This window comes from Thermococcus sibiricus MM 739 (assembly GCF_000022545.1).
Taxonomy (GTDB): domain Archaea; phylum Methanobacteriota_B; class Thermococci; order Thermococcales; family Thermococcaceae; genus Thermococcus_A; species Thermococcus_A sibiricus.
Genome location: NC_012883.1, coordinates 1,439,435 through 1,459,545, shown reverse-complemented (window position 1 = coordinate 1,459,545; position 20,111 = coordinate 1,439,435). Strand labels below are relative to the sequence as shown.

The following is a 20,111-nucleotide window of genomic DNA, read 5'->3' as shown; positions in this document are numbered from 1 at the left end:
ATTTTTCTTTCGAAAGCCTCTTTTAGGGCGGATAGGTTACAGTGGTTAAATCAAAGGCTGCTCCGAGCATGACATAAACAAAAAATGGGAATTTACTAATTACTTGCCATCCCTCACATTTGAGGTTCGTAAGAGATTATCGAAGTAGTTTCTTGATTAGCTTATAGTCCTCTTCTGGGATTTCTCTCATGGCTTTGCCCATTAAGTGGCCGCTCCACTTCTTTTTGTTAGTGATGAACCTCAGCTTTGGAATTAATGGCTTGAAGTCAACTTCACCAAGTTTCACGGGTTTGATTTTGACCCTCAAGGGGTAAGTCTCATTGCTGTGTGGTGGGCTTTTGAAAATCCTCTTTGAGTCTTCATAAGGCTCACTAACAACCTCAAAAATTCCAACAATCTTCGGCTCAAGAATTTGCTTGTCCTTGCGCTCTTGTTTCACATAGATGAGGAGCTTATCGCCGGGCTTAACTTTGGCAATTGTATTCTTATGCCTCTTCGGCACACCCCAGACGTTCTTCTCTTTAATAACCTTCCAATTGTCACGATTCGTAATGCAGAGCCAATATGCCATGAAAAGTCACCTCTTAGATCATTAAACGAAGAGGAATCCTTACTGTCTCTGTAATCTCACCCAAATATATTTTTCTAAGATTTTTAAAAATCCAAATTGGTTCTGGCACTTTCGTAACAAAGAACTCCTGAAAACGATATAGTCTTTTTTTGGTGAACCATATAATTTTTTCTATGTCATCTTTTGAAAGAGATGCAGTTTCTGGCCATACTAATTCTAAATAAATGTTGAATAAAGTGGGGTATATCCGAAGTTGAGTACTTGTCCTAACTACTGCAACATGTTCACTTAGTATGTGGTAAAAATGCCAAAACTCATTTATTTCTGATCTGAAACTGTTAGGTATCTTATATTATACGTTGTTCTGCTTTAGTGGATTGTTTAATATTGCTTCATCCGTTGACCTTGCCCGTAGTGTGGAGATATAATATACCCGGTTTACGTCGTAACCTTTTTCAGATAATTTTTCTATGAATTTTTGAATATCTCCTTCTTTCCAGGGTCGTGTCAGAAAAATATCAATCTTCAAATTTTCAAGTCCACCAAGGAGTGATACATATTCAGCAAGACGAGATAAACTATCTAGTTCGAATACAATATGTCCTCCTTTACTAATTCTGTAGTTTATGTCTTCATAAATATGGATTTCTTCATACTTGTTAGACAAGGTATACATAAAAAGTGCTCCAAATAACCGCTGTCGGGGTATTTTACTTGCATCTTTCACATCTGATAGGCAGAGAATACCGTCAATTAAGGAAACACTGAGCGTGGGTTCTAAAGAAATTGGTTTCTTATCCCTGATTTTACTTAGCGTCTCTAAAAGAAAGTTTAGTTTGACTTTAGGGTATGTAAACTTCTGATTAACCGTATTTATAGATATGAACTGACTCGGAATGTTTTTGATATCCAAATATTTTTTAAAGTTCTTATAAACACTTGATATTACTTCGTCATTTTCAATGAATATTGCTATCAGTTTGGTCTCTTTGGGATATCCCTCGAGGATGTATTTGAAATTAAGTAGGTTATAAGGGCCATGAACTTCTCCAAGTCTCTGTAGTTCTTGTTTTAAACTCTCAATCGCTTTTATACCAGATTCTTTGGTTTTAGGATCTACCTCTTTACTAAATGGGATACTTGAGAAAAGCACAAAAATATATTTGGTTTTTTTAGCATCATCGAGTATGTGTTCATACACTGTTCTCCAATTTTTCAGTATTTGGTCAAGAGGATATCTAATCCTATCAAATAGAAGCACATTCCAGTTAGAGATATCAATGTGATTTGTATAAAATATTCTTTTGAATTTTAAGACACCATAATCTTCAATAGCAACTTCAAATACATCTCCAAGGACATCGGTGAACTCTAACACTCTTTTACCTATGTTCAGATTGTTTAATTTTCCCCAGTATTTTGGGTCTTTGTCATGGCTATCGGTGCTTGATCTTGGATAAAATGACAAAAGTATGATCCTATCCTTTGGGATGAAATTCACTTTGTACGAGACCATTATTCGTCCAACATATGATTCATAAAAACTAACATTCATCTCGTTTTCATAAAGCACAAAACCTTTTGGGGTTAGTTGGTCTTCTTTTTGTTTTATAGTGTCGAATATTGAGACTCTTAGATTGTGGAGATTTGGAAATTTCTCTGCCTCCACATGGGCGATATATAAACTAGTATTAAATTTATTATTCATGTTTATCCCCCCAGAGTTCTTTGATAATATCTTCAGATAGTCTAAACGTTTTATGCATTAAAATTACCCATATCGTGTAATAAAATACATAAAACTTCCACGATAGCTTGATACTTAGAATATTTTCATTTACAAAAATGGGGATTGAGGACAGTATCATTAGAATAACAATTCCAAGATATAGGGGCATTTTCATCTTTACAGGGCTTTCAAGATCCCACCCTACACCGGGTATTTTTTTAATTTCAAATCCTATTTTTATGGCATCTTTTACTTTCTCTTCGAAAATGGATCTTAAGGGGGGTAACACAAGCATTGAGTTAAGATATTTTAGTCTTTCTTCGTTAGGAAGAGATAGAGAGTTAGAATAACCAGTTAGATTAAGAATTGTAGCAATTTTAAATAACATCCTTAAGGTTTTTTCGCTGGGAGCATTTATTATATTTGAGGACTCTTTTAACATATTTATTAACGCTTCAATGCTCTTGTAATGGTTATACAAAGCTACGTGATCCCCAGAAGTTACATATTTTTCAAAAAACAAATGTGATAACAGAGCTAATTCAATCTCATCAAACTCATCGAGATTGAGATTTTCATGGTTTTCGGCTATCTGAGATGAAAATGTCGATTTGAAGAGTTTTATAATGGTAGAGTAATCTTTTCGGTTCCAAGTATCTAATGCTTCAATAATTCTATTTACTAAGTCTTCATTAAGTAATGACGGGGCAATATTTCGCTTACGAATAATCACCTCAAAGAATAATCCCTCTTTGAGCAACTCGATAAGCTTATCGAGACGTCTAAAGTGACTTCTTTCTAGTAATTTGTAATAATTGTTTCGAATCTGTGGTATATGTATTTGTAATTGAGAATAATCCTTGACTACAAGAGAGTAAAGAATATCTTTCATATCGTATCTTTCATTGGCGGGATAAGGTACTCGAGTGGTAAAATAAGACTCTGTATCCTTAGTCTGTTTGTATAAAATGGCAAATAATTTTGTTATTTCCGAATATTGATCTTCTGACTCAATAACCTTATTAGCCCAAATATCAATAATGCTCAAGAGAGGATCCTCATATTTAGGTTCGGCATGAGGGTTCATCACAGCTCCCCTCTAAAAGCTTTGTCGAGTATCGCGGGGAAGAGCTTCTCAAGCTCCTTTTCTCTCTCCTCGTAGAGCTTGACGAGCTTTTGGGCGCGCTCTTGTATTGAGTCGAGGTATGAGACGATGCGTTTTTGTTCTTCGAGGGACGGGAGGGGAATACGTGTTTTCGCTAGGGTATTCATATTAACCCCCGCCTGGCCGACCCACCTAGTACAAACTTCCCGAAAATATCCTTGCATCCACAAGTAATTAATCGCCAATGTAAGCCATTCTGGTAGTATAACTTCTTTTTTGACTCGAATTCTTGTTATATGGTTGCTATAACCATACTTCAAATCTTCAGGAACTATCGCAGCTCTCCCAACAAGCTCAAAACTGTTGGTGTTATTGAAAAGCACATCTCCTTTCTTCAAATAGTACTCCTCGATGTTAATTTTGTCATCAAGTGTGACTTTCACGATCTTTTTTAGATTCAAACGACCGACATCTACATTATTGGGACGCAGATGAGGAACCCCGTCCCTACTAATGTGCTTTTTGTTCCTTGCAAATCCGGGTTTCATTTCCCTTGAGACTTTGCCAATAGTTGTCCACTCCCATCCCTTCTCCTCCGCCTTTGAGAAGACCTCGTGGAGCGCTGAGGCCATCAGCCTTTCCGCTTCCTCCCTAGCTTCCCTCGCAAGGCGCTTTGCCTCCTCAAGGCGCCTGTGCACCTCGTCAAGCTTGGCAACAATGCGTTTTTGTTCTTCGATGGGCGGAAGGGGGATTTTTAGTTTGGAGAGTATACGCATGTTTATATTATCCTGGACCCCGCCTCTTCCTTGGTATACCAATTCTTGTCCGAAGTATTTAAGCGAGTAAAAGAGATAGCCTCGATCAATGGAAATTTTTGGAATAATTCCAACTATCGCCTGGTTAGTAGCCGCAGGTATCTTTAGTATGCCAACCTTGCTTATAGTAGCGAAAATTGAAAACAGAATTGTGCCTGGAGAAAGAAGTTTTGCACTTGAATTTTTCAGTCCAAGCTCGGTTATTTTCTCCTCAGTTTTTTCAACAAGCCCTGAATCCGGAATATCCGAAATTTTCACCCAAGGAATAGTTCCATTTTCCCAATATTCTTTAACTCTACGACTAGGTGTGCCTCCAGCTTTTAATTCGGCAATATCTCCCAGCCTTACCCACCTCCACCCTTCCGGCAGCTCCCACGGCCCTTTAACTTTCCCCTTCTTCGCTGGCTTCTCCGGCTTCTTCTCGGCAGCCTTTTCAGAGCTGAGGAACGCGGTAAGGGGCTTCTCCTTCATGGCTTCTCACCGAGGATTGACTTTATCTCGCCCAGGAGCTCGCTTATCTTCCTCTCCTTTTCCTCAAGGCCCGCTATAATCTTCTCGGGTGCGGGATACTCTATCATCAGCTTTCTGTTTGGATTTCTTGCGCTCAGATCGTAGTCCATCTCCTTTATCTCCTCAACACTTACTACCCACGAGTTCTCGGAGAGGGCCTTCTTTTTCCACTCCTCGTCATCGGTTTCGAGGTACTTCTTCCAGGCCTCAAACTTTTTGAGTGCATCACTTAAATCCTCGTCCTTTATCGGATTGGCCCTCGTGTAGTTCTTCCCGTTGGGCGGGATGAGCTCGTAGTACCATACCTCTCTTGTGGGCTTTCCTCGTTCGAAGAACAGCAGGCTCGTTTTGGGCCCACTCCCACCTTTGGGTGATATGTTGGCGAAGACGCCCTGTGGGAGACTTACGATGGCAAAAACATTGTTCTTTTCGAGGAGCTCCTTCCTTACCTTTACGTAAGCTTTAGTGACGTTAGAGAGGACGCCATCTGGGAGAACTATTCCAACTTTCCCTCCAGGCTTTGCTTTTTTCATAACGTGTTGTAAGGCTGCAAGCTCTGTTGATCGAGTTTTGACTATGAGATTTTGAAGATTTGATTCCTTTATTTTTCCACCGAAAGGAGGGTTAGTTAGGATCACATCATAAAGCTCTCCAGGATTGTGTAGATCTTCACTAAAGGTGTCGGTTTTAACAAGTTTTGCATTAACATTGTGGAGGAGAGTGTTCATGTTGGCTATTAAGTACGCTTGGGTCTTTAGTTCTTGGCCATAAAAGGCCTTATCAAGTTTCCTGAGATCCTCTGCTGTTTTTGCTTGCTCATACATATGGTTATACGCTTCAACAAGGAAACCACCCGAGCCACAAAATGGATCAAAGACAGTTTGTCCTATTCTTGGGTCTACGACCTTCACCATGAACCTTACGATGGGCCTGGGAGTGTAGTACTCCCCTGCAGCTCCGCCTTCGCGGCCCATTAACATAAGAGTCTCTTCATAGAGCTGGGACATTATGTGGGTGTCTTCATCATCTTTGTGAATATCCTCAATGTTTTGGAATATCTCAAGGAGGTTGTGGGGATCATGTACCTTAACCGTAACATTGGAGAAGATTTCACCTATCTTGTTGAGTTCGTCAGTGCCTCCAAGGGAACTTAAGTATGGCCAGAGTTCATTGGTGATAAAATCATAGAACGTCTTAACATCCTTAACCTTCTTGAGGCTATCAACACCAAAACGTTTTGGCCAATTGTGGAAAAGGTATTCCTCCTTAATTATAGGGACGTATTTTTCGCCCTTTACTTCTGCTTCTAATTTTCTTTCTTCTTCCCTATCGCTCAAAATCTTAAGAAAAAGCATCCAAGAAAGCTGTTCAACATAATCGAGTATGGTGAGGCCTTCAGCACGCATAATTTCATAAATATGCTCAATTTTACTGGCAAGCGTTTGTCTCTCCATATTTTATCCCCCCATTAAATCTGCATAAAGTCCTTTTTCAATTTCTTCTAAGATCTTTTTTAATCCTCTTGCACCCCCAAAGATTCTGGCGATGCCTTTAAGTCCTCCATAAATTTGGAAGTTTGGTAGATTAAAGACCTTCGGGTCTTCTATTTCACTTAACCCGTAGAGGCGGTAGTGATCTATGAGATCGAGGATAATTTCCCTACCCCTCTCACCAAATCTATCAAGAAACTCCTTTTTCACTTCCATAAAGAGTTTTGCTCTTTCATCCCTGGAGACAATAGGGGCTTGGAATAGAAGATTTGCTAGAAGGTCAAATTCATCAGCTTCAGAGACCTTCTTGATAAGAGATATCATTTTTAGATCAATTCCTGCTTTTTTCAGTTCTTCCTTAAACCTAAGCCTTACTTGGCGATTTAGCCATATCTTTTTAAGGTCTTCGAGGCTTGCAACTCTCTTTCTGACTTGTTCTTGGGAGTATTTCACATACTCTGCATCTAAGATTTTATTACCTTTAACTTCAATCTTTACTCGGTTTTCTTCTTCAATGTAAACTTTAAGGCCGCTAACAGTTATGGGGGGCTTGTTTTCGGGTCTCAACTTCAGTAATGTGATTGTTGCCTGTTTATCAGGCCTTGGGAATGTAGAGACATATGTTTTCTTTGGTTTGTAGCCTCTTGCACGGATATCAACAAAAACTGCCTCTCTAGGAACATTACTAAGGAAAATTATGCCATCGTCGCCCCCTATGATATGAACAGGACTTCCTGGCTTGACATGAACGACAACATCGGCTCCTTTTATTGGATCTAGGGTTTCATCATCAACTATAAGGAGATTTAGATACCAGTCAGTTGGTTGGTTTGGTTTTGCTTGATAATCTGGGATATCCCACTTGTCGAAAAGTCTTGTTGCGCCTGTGAAGTCTATCACTCTAAAGGTGAACTTTCTCATATTCTCAGCAAGTCTTGAGGCCCTTCCTATGATCTGATGGAATTCAACTTTTGAGCCAATATGTTTCAGAAATATTATGTTTTTTATTGGGGGCACATCTATCCCTGTGCTCAAAACGTCTACAGTTGTTGCGACGACAGGGAATATTTCATCATTACTGGCAAAACTGTTTTTTAAGACTTGATGGGCCTCGGGGTCATCAGATATTATAGGATAAGCGTAGTTATCAACGTTGAATTTATTGTTGAAATGATTGTTAAGGAGTGCTGCTACCTCTCTGGCATGTCTTTGTGTTGGGCAGAATACAACTGTTTTAGCAAAAGGATTTGTACTTTCCAAGAACTGAGCTATCCAGTTGACGATTGCCTTCGTTCTATCTGGTAAAATTATGCTCTTCTCAAACTCTTCTGCAGTGTAGTATTCCTTTAACTCTGCCTCTTCAGGTATTTCCAGCTTTACTCCAGCACTTCTCAACTCTTTGAATGTTATTTTGCCTTCTTTATCAATGTTTGTATAGACTCGGATTATCTCTTCGGGAGGAGCGAGATAGCCATCTTCTATTCCTTGAGCAAGTTTGTATTCATAAACCGGATCTCCGAAGTATTTATACACATCGACGTTATCACTTCTCTTTGGAGTTGCAGTGAGCCCTAGGTGTATAGCATTATTAAAATAACCTAGAATATCATGCCATCTATTCCATCCTGAACGATGACATTCATCTATTATTACAAGATCGAAATAATCTGGATCAAAGTACTGATAAACTCGTTTGCCATTTTTCTCGGAGTAAAGAGTCTGATATGTGGCAAAATATACATCTTTGGCAAAATTAAAGTTGTCTCCCTTAAGTTCCCAGCGGCTATTTCCAAAGGCCTCAAAAGCATTGTAAGCTTGATTTCTGAGATAGACCCTATCCACAATAAAAAGTATCTTTTTCAAAAAGTTACTTTTGCGAAGCTTCCAGGCTATTTGGAATGCTACATACGTTTTTCCACTTCCAGTCGCCATTGTTAGTAAAAGGCGTTTTCTTCCCAATAGAATTTCTTCAAGTGCTCTTCTTACTGCAACGTCTTGATAATAACGTGGTTTTTTGTCCCTAATATAATATGGAACCTCTAGTGGGTTTTTCTCACTTCGTTTTATTGCTTCATCTAACCCTCTTCGCTTGACATATCTTTCCCATAGGTTTTCTGGTTCAGGAAATTCACTAAATTCATTACTCTGTTTTGTGAGGAAGTCATATTCTACTATTTTCAATCCATTGGTAGAGTATGCGAAAGGGGCGTCAAGAGTCTTTGCATATCTTTTTGCCTGTTCTAGGCCTTTATAAGGATCTTCACTGGCTTTTTTTGCTTCTACAACCGCTATAATGTGTCCTTGAATGTCTGGGTAAAAGAGAACGTAATCAGCCCTTTTTGGAGAAGTCCTACTCCCATCATTGTTCAATATTCTACCTAACGAAATAACATACTCTCTCTTTATTCTGTTTTCATTCCACCCGGCATCATGAAGCTTGGGGTCAATAAGTTTAGCACGGGTATCCGCTTCACTATAATTCGCGTAAGTCATGTAACAACCCGTACATTTAATGGTTAAACAACCTATATAATTTTATCTCAAACTTCTTGATTATTTTTGTGCATTGTTTAGATCTTGTTTTTACGTATATAAAAATTAAATTATTTACGTTAATATAGAGTTAAAATATAAATGTGGTGCATATTATCCTTCAAGTCTCCCCACTAACTCCCTCAACTTCTCCTTCCCCTCGTTCAAGATCGGCTGGCCGTGACTCGGCAACAAGTGCACAAAATCAACATCCAAAAGCCTTCTTATCGCTTCTCTGTTCTTCATTGGATCTAAAGAATACTGGTGAGGAATCTCCTTCAACTTCCCGTTCTCTTCCATAACCAGATCGCCAACAAAGAGTGCTTTGGTCTCCAAGTCCAGCAAACAAATGCTCCCCGGCGTATGTCCTGGAGAATGAATAACTTTCAACCCATGAATCTCGTCACCATCTTTTAGACTTATTTCCACTTCCACTGGGTTAATCGTTCTCCTGAAGGTCTTTTCTCCGGTCAAATAAGGAATTTCCTCTTCATGGGCCGCTACATTAGCCCCGGTAGCGTCTTTAAGGTCTTTCAGAGAACCCACATGATCATAGTGAGCGTGGGTAACGATTATAGTCTCAACTTCCTCTGGAAACCTTCTAAGAGAGTCTATATACTCCAGAACCTTTTCATATTCCTCTGGCAGGCCCGCATCTATGGCTATAATCTTATCCTTCCTAACTATTAGGTACACGTTTGCAAAGGTATTGTCCACAAGGTGAATGTCTCCTATAACTTTCATAATGAAATCACCATTTTTGCATTGGACTTTATTCTTAAAGTGGTTTTTGCTCATAATGCACCATAAGATTTAAGTATGAATTTTATTTACATTAGGTTAGATTAGGAAAATAAAATATCATGGTTACTGGTGGGGTGGGAGAGAATGGAAGAGCATGGAAGATTACTGGATGTCCTTGGAAATGAAACAAGGAGGAGGATATTATTGTTACTTACGAAAAGGCCTTATTTTATTAGTGAGCTTTCTAAAGAACTTAATGTGGGCCAGAAAGCGGTTCTTGAACATTTGCGAATTCTAGAAGGAGCGGGGTTGATAGAGGGAAGGGTGGAGAAAATCCCGAGAGGAAGGCCGAGAAAGTATTATCAAATCAAGCGCGGCATTAGGCTGGAGGTTCTTTTGACTCCCTATTCATTTGGAACGGAAATGTATGAGCCAAAGGCCCCAAGGACCACTAAAGAGTATGAGGAAGTAAAGCAGCTCATAAAGTCCAGAGGGCCCGTGGAGATCAAGGTTAAGGAACTTGCAGATTTCTTAAATGAAATCGAGGAAAGAATAGAAGAGTACATGAAGATGAAGAGTGAGCTTGAGGAAGTTAGAATGTTGGCTGAAACTTATATGCGAAATCTCATGATGAGAGTTGCCAAGGAAAGTGAAGATCACTTTGATGAGCTTTTAGAAGAATTCGAAGAAATACTACCAAGAGAGCTTATTGAAGAGCTAAAAAGGATAAAGAAGGAGTTCTGCATTTAAAGGATTTTTCCTTCTTCTTTAAGCCTTACGAGCCTTGTAACATATCCCGCTATTCTGTTTCGCATAGTTTTGCTGGTAATGTTTGTGAGTTCCTCAACTTTCTTCTTGTTGTGCTCGAAGTCTCTTGTGAATTCATTTGGATATCTATCAAATAGTTCTCTCGCGGTTCTCTTAATGAAACCTTGTTTGATATTTCCCATTCCTCATCCCTCCGATAATCTTGAGTTGTTCCACTCCCAAATCAAGTGAGGCTGTTTTAAACTTTTCCCAACCAAATTTATAAAGCTTCCCTTTAAGGATTATACATGCTCAGGGAAAGGGTTACCTGTTATGGACATGAAAACGTGAAGGCAACACATCGGTCTACACTGGAGATAACTAAAGAGGATTACCTGACTCCTCGAGGGGACTGTATTATATGTGTAAAAGCAAACAAAGGCCTGAAGGAATTAAGCGATGAGATAAAAGAGGCTTTGAAGAGTGGAAGAAAGGTCAAAATCAGAATAACAGCGGATGGCATTGTTGATGAATTGGAGGCCGTTGGCGATGAGAGATTGACTTTTGAGAACGAGATCTCTATGGTGATAAGGAAGAGTGAATATGTTGATGGTAGAACTCTGGCAATAAGGGCCAATAAGGCCGCAAGGGATATTAAAAGAGAGCTTGTGAAAAAGCTGAGGAATCCAGAGCAAAGGGTTGTTGTTGAGATAATCGTGGATGATTAGCTTTAACTTTTATAACATGTAAGGACAATTAGTTCTGGTGAGTCTTATGATAAATCGAGAGGAGCTTTTGTCCCAGGGTGATATTAAATCTAAAGAAATTGCCCTCAATCTCATGGAAGAGACCATAAAAAGCGCTGACCCATATGAGGCCATCAAAAGGGCCCTAAAAGTGGAAGATAATAGGCTTATCATTAAAGAAAGGGAGTTCCCTATAAAGGGAAAAATCTACGTCTTGGCCTTTGGGAAGGCCGCTTGTTCTATGGCCCAGGCAGTTGAGGAGATCCTAGATGATAAAATAGCTGAGGGAATTGCGGTTACAAAGTACGGGTACTCATTGCCACTTAAAAAGATTAAGGTGATTGAAGCCGGCCACCCAATTCCGGATGAAAGCTCAATGAAAGGGGCCCATTTGGGGGTTGAACTTGCCAAGAAAGTCGGGGAAAATGATATTCTCCTAGTGCTGATCTCGGGTGGTGGTTCGGCGCTCTTCATGCTCCCCGAGGATGGAATAAGCCTGGAGGACAAGATGAAAACAAATGAGCTCCTCCTCAAAAGTGGTGCTAAGATCTATGAAATTAACACCGTTAGAAAGCATATCTCAAAAGTCAAAGGTGGAAAATTGGCAAAACTCGTTAAAGGGACTTTAATAAGCTTAGTTCTCTCCGATGTGGTGGGCGATCCTCTCGAAGCAATAGCCTCCGGGCCAACTGTAAAGGACCCAACAACTTTTCAAGATGCTTATAGGCTCCTAAAGCTCTACAACGTTTGGGAAAAGCTACCCCAGAGTGTTAAGAGGCACATAGAACTTGGCATTGAAGGAGAGAGGGAAGAAACGCTAAAAGAGGATTTACCCAATGTGCACAACTTCCTTATCGCGAGCAATTCTCTTGCCTGCGAAGCGGCAAAGAGAAAAGCGGAGGAATTGGGATTAAATGCTTACATTTTAACGACCACATTAGAAGGGGAAGCGAGAGAGGTTGCCATAGCCTTTGGTTCTATTATTGAGGAAATATATCACAGAGAAAGGCCCTTTAAGAGACCTTGTGTTTTAATAGCCGGTGGGGAGACAACGGTAACGATAGAGGGTGAACCCGGTCTTGGGGGGCCGAATCAGGAGTTCGCTTTAAGCATAGCAAGAAAAATAGCGGGCCTTAAGGGAGTTGCGGTTTTGGCAATGGACACGGATGGCACGGATGGCCCAACGGATGCAGCAGGAGGTTTAGTGGACTCTTATACACTGGAAACTTTGAAGAAGAGAGATATTGATGTGGAAGAGTTTCTTAAAGCTCACAATGCATACGAAGCATTGAAAGAAGTTAATGCTTTGTTATTAACAGGGCCAACGAGGACAAACGTTAACTCCATAATTATTGCTGTTATTCTCTAATTTTTCATGGGAGGTGTTAGCTTCCTTATTTTAAATACTCTTTTTACAATGCAACTTAAAATACAATTAAAAGACGAAGTATTGAAATCAGGGCCCTAGTTCCTCTAACCCTAGCTTTAATTGACCCTTACATCTTTCTTTTGAAAGCCTTGCCCTTCAGGATAAGTAGTTATTGATAGTTGGATAAGCTTTGAAAGTTTTGCCATTTTGGTAAAACTTTTCAGTTCTTCTTCACTTAAAAGTCCAAGTTCCGAAAGGATTACATAAAATGCCGGAGCTGAGTGACCTTTACTCAGGATTATCACGTCATTTTCTCCTTTCTTTGCTATTACCGCTTTTAAGATCTCAAGGCACGTTATAGAGGAGTTGAGGTGGAAGTTGTTCACTTCTGAAAGCATTTCTTTGAGCTTGTTACTTAAGACTAATTGAACTAAGCTTTCACTCATTCTACCACCCCAAGAATTTTTAGAACAAGTCGGCCATGTTTTGTCAGTTCAATGGGTTTTGGATGGTTTTTTTCACCATAATCAATTAAACCAAGCTTCTTCAAGATCTTGGCATTGAGCTTTAATGTTGAAATTGGCTTTCTAGTATCTTTGCTTATTTCCTCCAAAAAAGCGTTCAAGGATCTATGTTTCCCATTTATGCTCTTTAGGATCAATATTTGATTTTCATTCAAGGCCCTTAAAAATAGTTTTCTAAAAACAGCTAATTCATCTTTTCCAATTGGAATTGGGGTTACAGATATTGGCGGGACATCACCATCACCAACCTTTGAAAACTCTTTATTACTATTTAAATTTTTGGTTAGGAAAAGCTGGCTAGCTTATCATTATGGTATTTTAAACCGCATTTAGTTGAAATATTTTAGAGATTTTGCATCAAAATATGTCATCTTGACAATTATCTTCAAGCGAAGTTTGCAAATTTTGACAGAAAAACAAAAAATTTTCGAAAAGATTTATATGGATATCAAAACCCTACAGATAAGGTGATGCACTATCGGTGGTTTACAAACTCTCCGCTAAGTCGAGGGTGGTTATTAAATTTGGAGGAAGTTCAGTTAGGGACTCTTTTAGTGAAGCTTTAAGACTTGTTCAAAAGCTCTATGAAGGGAATGAAGTTGTAATTGTTCTGTCCGCATTAAAAGGCGTTACAGACTTACTATTGAAGCTAGCAGAAAGTAAAAGCCCAGAGTTTCTCAAAGAGTTCGAAGAAATATACTTGAGAACAATTGAAAGGCTTGGAATCGAATTGAGCATTGAAAATGAGATCAGAGAACTTAAATTCATCCTGAGAAATGAAAAAGCATTCCCAAGCAGGAAAGCATACATAGACCACGTCTTGTCATTCGGAGAGAGATTGTCAGTAAAACTTTTTTCAAAGGCCTTGGAAGATGAGGGAATCAAAAGCACTCCAGTTGATGCTTTTTATCTAATAGAAACAAACGGGAGTTTCGGTAACGCTAAAGTTGACTTAAAGAAAACAAAAGATAAGATTTGGATAGTGGAGGAAATACTAAAGAGGGGTAGAGTTCCTGTTATTACGGGGTTTCTCGGGAATTTTAATGGCTTCAGAACTACACTGGGAAGGGGAGGGAGTGACTACACTGCCTCAGTTTTAGGACGTCTCTTGAATGCTAGGGCAGTTTTGATCATGAGCGATGTTAAGGGAATCTACACAGCTGATCCTAAGATAGTCAGAGATGCTAAGCTAATCCCCTTTGCATCTTATGAAGAAGTTTCGACTGCTTCAATGCTTGGGATGAAGGCCTTGCATGAAAGGGCTGTTGAACCGGTAAAGGGAAAAATACCTATAATTCTGGGGAAAACAAATAATCAGCACTTAGGGACGCTTATTTCAAAAATAAATGCCGGAATGCCAATATTGACCTACAAAATCATCAATGAGAACCTTGCAAGCATAGGGGTTGTTGGAGTAAGCGAAGTGAACATCAATGCTCAGATCTACAAGAGGGGCAGAAATTGGATTTGCTTTCTTGTAAAAAGGGAAGAGCTTGAAAATACTTTAAATGCCATACACGAGGTGATTTTCCAATGAGAGTCTCAGTTCCAGCAACGATAGCAAACTTTGGGCCAGGATTTGATGTCTTTGGTCTTTGCTTAGAAAAGCCGAGGGATTTCATCAGGGTTAAGCTAAGCGATGAGATTGAAGTAAAAGTTGAGGGTTACAAGGTTCCAGAGGAGCCGGATAAAAATGTGGCCTCTGTTTCAGCTTTATCCCTCTTAAGACAAGCAGGAGTTGAGAGTGGCTTTAAAATGAAGATTAAGAAAGGAATAAGACCAAAAAGTGGGCTTGGTAGTTCCGGAGCCTCTGCTTTGGGAGGAGCTTTAGCAGTTGCGAGGCTTTTGGATATAGATGATAAAGAGATCATCTTAAGAGCAGCTTTAGAAGGGGAAAAGGTTGCATCTGGAAGTCCTCACGGTGATAACATAGTTCCAGCCCTTTTTGGAGGGTTCGTGGTCTTGAAATCCCTATTTCCTCTTGAAGTATTCAAGATAGATGCAAAGCTCAAGTTGGTTGTAATACTGCCAGAAGTGGAAGTAAGCACTAAAAGGGCCAGAGAAGTTCTGCCAAAACATGTCCCATTAAGTGATGCAGTAAGAAATCTGGCTCTAGCAAGTTCTCTGGTTTTAGCTTTAGAAAATGGTGATATAGAAGAAGTCGGAAAGTTGCTGGATGATTATTTGGCAATGCCTTATAGGAAACCCCTAATACCTTGGTTCGACAAGATTAGGAAAGCTGCATTAGAGAACGGGGCCTATGGAGTGTCTATTTCTGGCTCGGGACCAGCAGTATTTGCTTTAGGTGAAAACCTTGATGAGATTGGAAGGGCAATTGTAGGAGCTTTTGAAGAGGAGAGAATTAATGCTGAATACTTTATTAGCAAAGTAGGAGGAGGAGCAGAATGATTTTGAAATGTATAGAGTGTGGAAAGGAATATAATCCAAAGGAAGTTAGGTACAGGTGTGAATGTGGTGGGTTGCTTGAAGTCCTTGTTGATTTAGATAAAGTTGAAAACGTCTTCGATGGTAAAAACATGACATTGTGGAAATACGAGAGCTTCATTCCGGTTGAAAAAAGGGTTTCACTTAATGAAGGTGGAACACCCATTTACCGCTTAGAAAACTTGCAAACTGAGCTTGGAATGAAAGAACTCTACGTGAAAAACGAAGGCGCCAATCCAACGGGCTCTTTTAAGGATAGGGGGATGACTGTGGGGGTTAGCAAGGCCCTGGAGCTTGGTATGGATAAGGTGATCTGTGCCTCTACAGGGAATACCTCAGCATCTTTAGCGGCCTATGCTGCCAAATCAAATATAAAAGCTTATGTTTTAGTCCCAAGTGGGAAAATTGCATTAGGAAAGCTTGCACAGGCAATAGTTTATGGTGCGAAGGTTGTTCCAGTTAGGGGGAACTTTGATGATGCGTTAAATGTCGTGGTGGAAGCCAGCAGTGAGTTGGGTGTTTACATGCTCAATTCCATAAATCCCTTCCGTCTTGAAGGACAAAAAACCATAGCTTTTGAGATCTTTGATCAACTGGGGTTTGTTCCCGATAAGGTTATTCTGCCCGTGGGAAATGCAGGAAACATCTCGGCAATTTGGAAAGGATTTAGAGAGCTTTACGAAGCCGGTTTTATAGATAAACTCCCTAAAATGATTGGAATTCAGGCTGAGGGAGCATCGCCCCTGGCTAGAGCTTGGAAGGAGAGAAGAGACTTCAAACCTCTTGAAAAGCCTGAGACAATTGCAACCGCTATACGGATTGGGAATCCAGCCAACTGGCCAAAAGCTTGGCGGGTCGTTGAAGAGTCTGGAGGGGTTTTAGAAAGTGTGACTGACGAAGAAATATTGAAAGCTCAGAAAATGCTTGCATCAAAGGAAGGAATATTTGTTGAGCCAGCATCTGCTTCCTCTCTTGCCGGGTTAATGAAGCTAAGGAATGAAATCGAAGAAGATGAGAGTGTGGTTCTGATAACGACAGGACACGGCTTGAAGGATCCGAACATAATCCTTGAGGGTTTTGAGCTTCCAGAGCCAATAGAGCCAAGCTTAGAGGCATTCAAGGAGGTTCTTTAATGGAGGTAGCAATTTTAGGAGCGACAGGATTGGTGGGCCAGAGCTTTGTAAGACTCTTGGAGAACCATCCTTGGTTCGATGTGAAATACCTCATAGCTTCTCAGAGATCGAAAGGGAGGAAGTTTAGAGAACTAGCTACGTGGGAGGTATCTGAGGAGATAGGAGAGATGAGGATAGAAAGCCTAGAAGAGTTTGATGGAAATGTGGATCTAGTCTTTTCGGCCCTTCCGTCTTCAATTGCTGGAAATGTTGAAGAAAAGCTTGCAGAGAAAATTCCAGTATTTTCCAATGCCTCCTCACACCGATATGAGGGAGACGTTCCCATTTTGGTTCCCGAGGTAAACGGAGAACATTTAAGTTTAGTTGAAGCGCAGAGGGAAAAACGCGGTTGGGAAGGTTTCATAGTCACGAATCCAAACTGTTCTACGGCGATTTTGGTGATTTCACTCAAGGCCCTTTCAAAGTTTGGAATACAGAGAGTTAACGTAGTGACTATGCAGGCCATTTCTGGAGCGGGATTTAGTGGACTTTCGGCCATGCAGATTTTTGATAATGTGATTCCATACATTGAAAAAGAGGAGTGGAAGGTCGAGAACGAGTCAAGGAAAATACTTGGAAAACTCGAGAATAACAAAATAACCCCAGCAAGCTTTGAAATCTCGGTAATAACAACAAGGGTTCCAGTTTCACACGGGCATACTGAGGCAGTGTTTGTTGAACTTGAGGAGGATCCAACTGTTGAGGAGCTTAAGAAATCATTTGAATCTTTTGATCCTTTGGGATCCCTTAAGCTTCCGTCATATGCAAAGCCGCTCCTTTATAAGGAAATCCCTCAACCCAAATTTCATAGGGACTTTGGCGGAGGAATGACAGTTACCTTTGGGAGGATGGAGAAAATTGAAGAAGGGAAATTTAAATATATCACATTGGGCCATAACCTAATTAGAGGGGCTGCTGGTGGCTCAATCTTAAACGCTGAACTGGCGCATGTATGTGGAATCCTATGAAGGAGGAGTGTAAATGGAGGTTAAAACCCACACTGCCTTGCATGTGTTAAAAGGAGCAGTTGTTAAAGTTTTAGGTGAAGAAGCAAAATGGACTGCTGCTGTTTATGTTAACGGGAATCATGGTAGGTTAACCATTAAGTTCAACCGAAAGCCCACGAAAGAGGAGATTGCAATGATTGAAGAGTTTGCTAATAGGAAGATCGAGGAAAATGCTCCAATCAAAGTGCATGAGCTTCCAAGAGAAGAGGCAGAGAGCAGGTTTGGAGAAGACATGTACGACCTTTTTCCAATTCCTGAAGAGATAAGAACTCTTAAAGTTGTTGTTATTGAGGACTGGAATATTAATGCATGTAACAAAGAGCACACAAAAACTACCGGAGAAATAGGGCAAATAAAAATCAGGAAGGTGAGGTTTAGGAAAGTCAAAGAACTCCTTGAAATAAGCTTCGATGTAGTCTAAGGTACTATGTGATGCTTCCTGCAGCGGGCCTCATAGGCCTCCATGCCGCCCACGAGTATCCTTGGTGAATCTCTCGGTGCAGGTTTTCCATTTATAAGTCTTTGAGTTCTTGTGGCCTCTCTTCCACAAACGCTGCATATGGCTGTTAAGTACACTATATTGTCGGCCATTGCTAGGAGTTCTTTTGTAACCTCAAAGGCGTCTCCCTTGAAGTCTAAGTTCAGACCAGATGCGATCACGTAAATGCCCTCGTCAGCCAGCTTATCGAGAATTTCAACTATTGACATCGGGAAGAATTGGACTTCATCAATTCCTATAACTTCGAACCCCTCTTTCTTTGTCTTTTGGTATATCATTTTTACTCCTTCTTCTGTGGTTGGGATAACAAAGGCCTCATAGCTTAATCCATTGTGGGCCACGAGTTTATCTTCACTGTAGCGGTTATCTATTGAGGGTTTGAAAAGAGCTGCTTTTCTCTTTGCGAATATTTGTCTTTCAATCCTCTTAATGAGTTCGCTTGTTTTTCCGGCGAACATTGGACCCGTGATAACTTCTAAGAATCCCTCTGGATGCATGAACTTCACCATTTTTAAGATGACTAAAAGAGAATAAATGGCTTTGGGAGGAAGCTATAGAATAAAAGACAAAAAGAAAAGGAAAAGTTTGTCAAACTGGAGTCACATGACCCCATTTTTCGAGAGCCCTTGCCAGCTCTTTGTGAGTTTTGGCGTACTCATCTAATGAAATCCCCTGCATGATTGCATCCAATGCCTGTCTAACGGCTTTAGCTCCAGCAGCTGGTCCATCTGGGTGTCCCAAAGTTCCCCCGCCTAGTTGAAGTACAATATCACTTCCAAGAGCATTTATGACTTGGGGCAGGTTCCCTGGGTGAAGTCCACCAGAGCTTGTTGGGAAAGCAGGTTTAATGTGATAGAACTTCTGATCTAGATGGAAAACATCATTCTTATCTGGCTTGTAGTGCTCTTCTCTTAGGATTCTTGCGTTTTGGATTACGTCCCACTTTTCACCTTCGAGCTTTCCAGCTCCGGCAGTTCCAACGTGGAGCTGGTCAAGGCCTATAATCCTGTAAAGCTTTGCAAGAACGAACATCGATATTCCATGGTAGTGGTTTCTTGTGAAGGTGGCATGCATAGCCCGATGGGCGTGTAAGGCAATGTCATAGTCTTCTGCTAAATCTCGTATGTACTCTAGGCTGGCCCATCCAACTATTACAACATCGACCATGGCGTGAGGTAGGCCGTATTCAGCTAGAATTTCAAGTCTGTTTTCCATTTCTCTGATATCAGCTGTTATGTTAGCGAACCATGTTTTCTTTTCTCCAGTTTCTGCTTCCACTCTATCTATAACTCTTGCCATTACGTCGGCCCTTTCTTCAAAGCGGTTGTACCATGGCCCTGTTAAATTCTCATCGTCTTTTATGTAATCGGCCCCTGCTGAAAGAAGTTCATAAGAAAGCTTTTCCAATTCTTCTGGAGAATATCCAACCTTTGGCTTAGGAACCACACCATAAATGGGCCTATCTTTGATTTCGAGTGTTTCTCTTACACCTTTAATCCCTTTGTTGGGCCCGCTAAAATCTCTGAGTACTATTTCAGGTAGGTAAAGATCTTCAAGCCTTAGTCCTTTTACTCTCTTCATTCCAAAAACGTTACCGGCTATTGATGCAAGCAGGCCGGGGAGATTCCACTCTTCAAAAGCGTGTGCAGGATAGGCTACTCTTACTATCCAGCTCCCATCTCCCATATCATGGAAGTAATAGGCTTTAGCTGAAAGATCGCTCCACCTTTCTTCTTCATACCATGGATAGAGAGTAGTCCATGTCCCAGTAGAGCTTTCAGCTGCCACAGCGCCGGCAGCTTGCTCTATGGTGTAACCATCTGTGGGGGTTATTCTGAAAACTGCTACTATATCTCTTTTAAAATTTGGCTCATAGTTCTTGTCAACATAGTAGTCATATATCTTATCAAACTTTTCTGGCATTTTTACCACCTCATCATTTGAAATAAAATCAACGGGAGAGAATATAACTATTACGGGGCAAATATGTGGAAAGTCAGGATTCTTTTATTTGGTCTTAAAGGGCAAATTGGTTTGCTGTTGGTCTTAACAAAAATAAAATCTTTATTTGCTTAATATAAACCAAATCACCAACTATGAGGATTC

At 40.3% G+C, this 20,111-nt stretch carries 20 protein-coding genes; 8 read left to right on the top strand and 12 right to left on the bottom strand.

Annotation, left to right across the window (positions count from 1 at the left end):
* Positions 1 to 136: 136 nt before the first annotated feature.
* The 7 genes from TSIB_RS07865 to TSIB_RS07835 all read right to left on the bottom strand — a co-directional run bounded on the left by TSIB_RS07865 (position 137) and on the right by TSIB_RS07835 (position 9,496).
* Entirely contained in the window at positions 137 to 571 is a 435-nt protein-coding gene (locus tag TSIB_RS07865) for an EVE domain-containing protein (protein WP_015849882.1), read from the bottom strand.
* Between the two features lie 352 nt (positions 572 to 923).
* Positions 924 to 2,279, bottom strand: coding sequence for a hypothetical protein (locus TSIB_RS07860; RefSeq protein WP_048160508.1), 1,356 nt, complete (start codon positions 2,277 to 2,279; stop codon positions 924 to 926).
* Positions 2,272 to 3,387, bottom strand: a complete 1,116-nt coding sequence (locus TSIB_RS07855; protein WP_015849880.1) for a hypothetical protein — start codon at positions 3,385 to 3,387, stop codon at positions 2,272 to 2,274. The genes TSIB_RS07860 and TSIB_RS07855 overlap by 8 nt, the downstream gene beginning before the upstream one ends.
* A complete protein-coding gene (locus TSIB_RS07850; protein ID WP_015849879.1) occupies positions 3,387 to 4,691 on the bottom strand; it encodes a restriction endonuclease subunit S in 1,305 nt (434 codons plus the stop codon). Before TSIB_RS07850 ends, TSIB_RS07855 begins: the two co-directional genes overlap by 1 nt.
* Positions 4,688 to 6,184, bottom strand: coding sequence for a class I SAM-dependent DNA methyltransferase (locus TSIB_RS07845; protein ID WP_015849878.1), 1,497 nt, complete (start codon positions 6,182 to 6,184; stop codon positions 4,688 to 4,690). The genes TSIB_RS07850 and TSIB_RS07845 overlap by 4 nt, the downstream gene beginning before the upstream one ends.
* A gap of 3 nt (positions 6,185 to 6,187) precedes the next feature.
* Positions 6,188 to 8,713, bottom strand: a complete 2,526-nt coding sequence (hsdR, locus tag TSIB_RS07840) for an EcoAI/FtnUII family type I restriction enzme subunit R (RefSeq protein ID WP_015849877.1) — start codon at positions 8,711 to 8,713, stop codon at positions 6,188 to 6,190.
* 153 nt (positions 8,714 to 8,866) lie between these two features.
* Positions 8,867 to 9,496: an MBL fold metallo-hydrolase gene (locus TSIB_RS07835; protein ID WP_048160506.1), complete on the bottom strand. Its 630-nt coding sequence runs from the start codon at positions 9,494 to 9,496 to the stop codon at positions 8,867 to 8,869.
* A gap of 144 nt (positions 9,497 to 9,640) precedes the next feature.
* Here TSIB_RS07835 and TSIB_RS07830 point away from each other — a divergent pair, with 144 nt between their 5' ends.
* On the top strand, positions 9,641 to 10,246 hold the full coding sequence (locus tag TSIB_RS07830; RefSeq protein ID WP_048160505.1) for an ArsR/SmtB family transcription factor: 606 nt from the start codon (positions 9,641 to 9,643) through the stop codon (positions 10,244 to 10,246).
* On the opposite strand, the gene TSIB_RS07825 is transcribed toward TSIB_RS07830, so the two are convergent.
* Positions 10,243 to 10,446: a 30S ribosomal protein S17e gene (locus TSIB_RS07825; RefSeq protein ID WP_015849874.1), complete on the bottom strand. Its 204-nt coding sequence runs from the start codon at positions 10,444 to 10,446 to the stop codon at positions 10,243 to 10,245. The genes TSIB_RS07830 and TSIB_RS07825 overlap by 4 nt on opposite strands.
* Positions 10,447 to 10,551: 105 nt before the next feature.
* Between TSIB_RS07825 and TSIB_RS07820 the strand changes: the two genes are divergently transcribed.
* The gene (locus TSIB_RS07820; protein WP_015849873.1) at positions 10,552 to 10,971 is read left to right on the top strand and encodes a DUF371 domain-containing protein; all 420 of its coding nucleotides are present in this window, start codon (positions 10,552 to 10,554) and stop codon (positions 10,969 to 10,971) included.
* Between the two features lie 46 nt (positions 10,972 to 11,017).
* Positions 11,018 to 12,358: a glycerate kinase type-2 family protein gene (locus TSIB_RS07815; RefSeq protein WP_015849872.1), complete on the top strand. Its 1,341-nt coding sequence runs from the start codon at positions 11,018 to 11,020 to the stop codon at positions 12,356 to 12,358.
* Between the two features lie 116 nt (positions 12,359 to 12,474).
* Here TSIB_RS07815 and TSIB_RS07810 read toward each other — a convergent pair whose 3' ends face one another.
* Positions 12,475 to 12,804 (bottom strand): transketolase, encoded by a 330-nt coding sequence (locus TSIB_RS07810; RefSeq protein ID WP_015849871.1) that lies wholly within the window; start codon positions 12,802 to 12,804, stop codon positions 12,475 to 12,477.
* Entirely contained in the window at positions 12,801 to 13,037 is a 237-nt protein-coding gene (locus TSIB_RS07805) for a hypothetical protein (RefSeq protein WP_015849870.1), read from the bottom strand. The genes TSIB_RS07810 and TSIB_RS07805 overlap by 4 nt, the downstream gene beginning before the upstream one ends.
* 326 nt (positions 13,038 to 13,363) lie before the next feature.
* Here TSIB_RS07805 and TSIB_RS07800 point away from each other — a divergent pair, with 326 nt between their 5' ends.
* The 5 genes from TSIB_RS07800 to TSIB_RS07780 are packed head-to-tail and all read left to right on the top strand — an operon-like array spanning position 13,364 to position 17,927.
* The gene (locus tag TSIB_RS07800; protein WP_015849869.1) at positions 13,364 to 14,419 is read left to right on the top strand and encodes an aspartate kinase; all 1,056 of its coding nucleotides are present in this window, start codon (positions 13,364 to 13,366) and stop codon (positions 14,417 to 14,419) included.
* Entirely contained in the window at positions 14,416 to 15,291 is an 876-nt protein-coding gene (locus tag TSIB_RS07795; protein WP_015849868.1) for a homoserine kinase, read from the top strand. Before TSIB_RS07800 ends, TSIB_RS07795 begins: the two co-directional genes overlap by 4 nt.
* The gene (gene thrC / locus TSIB_RS07790) at positions 15,288 to 16,460 is read left to right on the top strand and encodes a threonine synthase (RefSeq protein ID WP_015849867.1); all 1,173 of its coding nucleotides are present in this window, start codon (positions 15,288 to 15,290) and stop codon (positions 16,458 to 16,460) included. The genes TSIB_RS07795 and thrC overlap by 4 nt, the downstream gene beginning before the upstream one ends.
* Positions 16,460 to 17,467: an aspartate-semialdehyde dehydrogenase gene (gene asd / locus TSIB_RS07785; protein WP_015849866.1), complete on the top strand. Its 1,008-nt coding sequence runs from the start codon at positions 16,460 to 16,462 to the stop codon at positions 17,465 to 17,467. Before thrC ends, asd begins: the two co-directional genes overlap by 1 nt.
* Positions 17,468 to 17,480: 13 nt before the next feature.
* Entirely contained in the window at positions 17,481 to 17,927 is a 447-nt protein-coding gene (locus tag TSIB_RS07780; RefSeq protein WP_015849865.1) for an alanyl-tRNA editing protein, read from the top strand.
* On the opposite strand, the gene TSIB_RS07775 is transcribed toward TSIB_RS07780, so the two are convergent.
* On the bottom strand, positions 17,924 to 18,502 hold the full coding sequence (locus tag TSIB_RS07775; protein WP_048160500.1) for a thymidine kinase: 579 nt from the start codon (positions 18,500 to 18,502) through the stop codon (positions 17,924 to 17,926). The genes TSIB_RS07780 and TSIB_RS07775 overlap by 4 nt on opposite strands.
* A gap of 91 nt (positions 18,503 to 18,593) precedes the next feature.
* Complete coding sequence (rbcL, locus tag TSIB_RS07770; protein ID WP_048160498.1) at positions 18,594 to 19,928, bottom strand: type III ribulose-bisphosphate carboxylase; 1,335 nt, start codon at positions 19,926 to 19,928, stop codon at positions 18,594 to 18,596.
* Between the last annotated feature and the right edge of the window lie 183 nt (positions 19,929 to 20,111).

Excerpts from the sequence above, each read along its gene's own strand:
- TSIB_RS07855 (WP_015849880.1), bottom strand. The coding sequence starts at position 3,387 with ATGAACCCTCATGCCGAACCTAAATATGAGGATCCTCTCTTGAGCATT.
- TSIB_RS07860 (WP_048160508.1), bottom strand. The coding sequence starts at position 2,279 with ATGAATAATAAATTTAATACTAGTTTATATATCGCCCATGTGGAGGCA.
- TSIB_RS07795 (WP_015849868.1), top strand. The coding sequence starts at position 14,416 with ATGAGAGTCTCAGTTCCAGCAACGATAGCAAACTTTGGGCCAGGATTT.
- TSIB_RS07845 (WP_015849878.1), bottom strand. The coding sequence starts at position 6,184 with ATGGAGAGACAAACGCTTGCCAGTAAAATTGAGCATATTTATGAAATT.
- asd (WP_015849866.1), top strand. The coding sequence starts at position 16,460 with ATGGAGGTAGCAATTTTAGGAGCGACAGGATTGGTGGGCCAGAGCTTT.
- TSIB_RS07865 (WP_015849882.1), bottom strand. The coding sequence starts at position 571 with ATGGCATATTGGCTCTGCATTACGAATCGTGACAATTGGAAGGTTATT.
- hsdR (WP_015849877.1), bottom strand. The coding sequence starts at position 8,713 with ATGACTTACGCGAATTATAGTGAAGCGGATACCCGTGCTAAACTTATT.
- TSIB_RS07815 (WP_015849872.1), top strand. The coding sequence starts at position 11,018 with ATGATAAATCGAGAGGAGCTTTTGTCCCAGGGTGATATTAAATCTAAA.
- thrC (WP_015849867.1), top strand. The coding sequence starts at position 15,288 with ATGATTTTGAAATGTATAGAGTGTGGAAAGGAATATAATCCAAAGGAA.
- TSIB_RS07830 (WP_048160505.1), top strand. The coding sequence starts at position 9,641 with ATGGAAGAGCATGGAAGATTACTGGATGTCCTTGGAAATGAAACAAGG.
- TSIB_RS07775 (WP_048160500.1), bottom strand. The coding sequence starts at position 18,502 with ATGCATCCAGAGGGATTCTTAGAAGTTATCACGGGTCCAATGTTCGCC.
- TSIB_RS07780 (WP_015849865.1), top strand. The coding sequence starts at position 17,481 with ATGGAGGTTAAAACCCACACTGCCTTGCATGTGTTAAAAGGAGCAGTT.
- rbcL (WP_048160498.1), bottom strand. The coding sequence starts at position 19,928 with ATGCCAGAAAAGTTTGATAAGATATATGACTACTATGTTGACAAGAAC.
- TSIB_RS07820 (WP_015849873.1), top strand. The coding sequence starts at position 10,552 with ATGCTCAGGGAAAGGGTTACCTGTTATGGACATGAAAACGTGAAGGCA.
- TSIB_RS07810 (WP_015849871.1), bottom strand. The coding sequence starts at position 12,804 with ATGAGTGAAAGCTTAGTTCAATTAGTCTTAAGTAACAAGCTCAAAGAA.
- TSIB_RS07835 (WP_048160506.1), bottom strand. The coding sequence starts at position 9,496 with ATGAAAGTTATAGGAGACATTCACCTTGTGGACAATACCTTTGCAAAC.
- TSIB_RS07825 (WP_015849874.1), bottom strand. The coding sequence starts at position 10,446 with ATGGGAAATATCAAACAAGGTTTCATTAAGAGAACCGCGAGAGAACTA.
- TSIB_RS07850 (WP_015849879.1), bottom strand. The coding sequence starts at position 4,691 with ATGAAGGAGAAGCCCCTTACCGCGTTCCTCAGCTCTGAAAAGGCTGCC.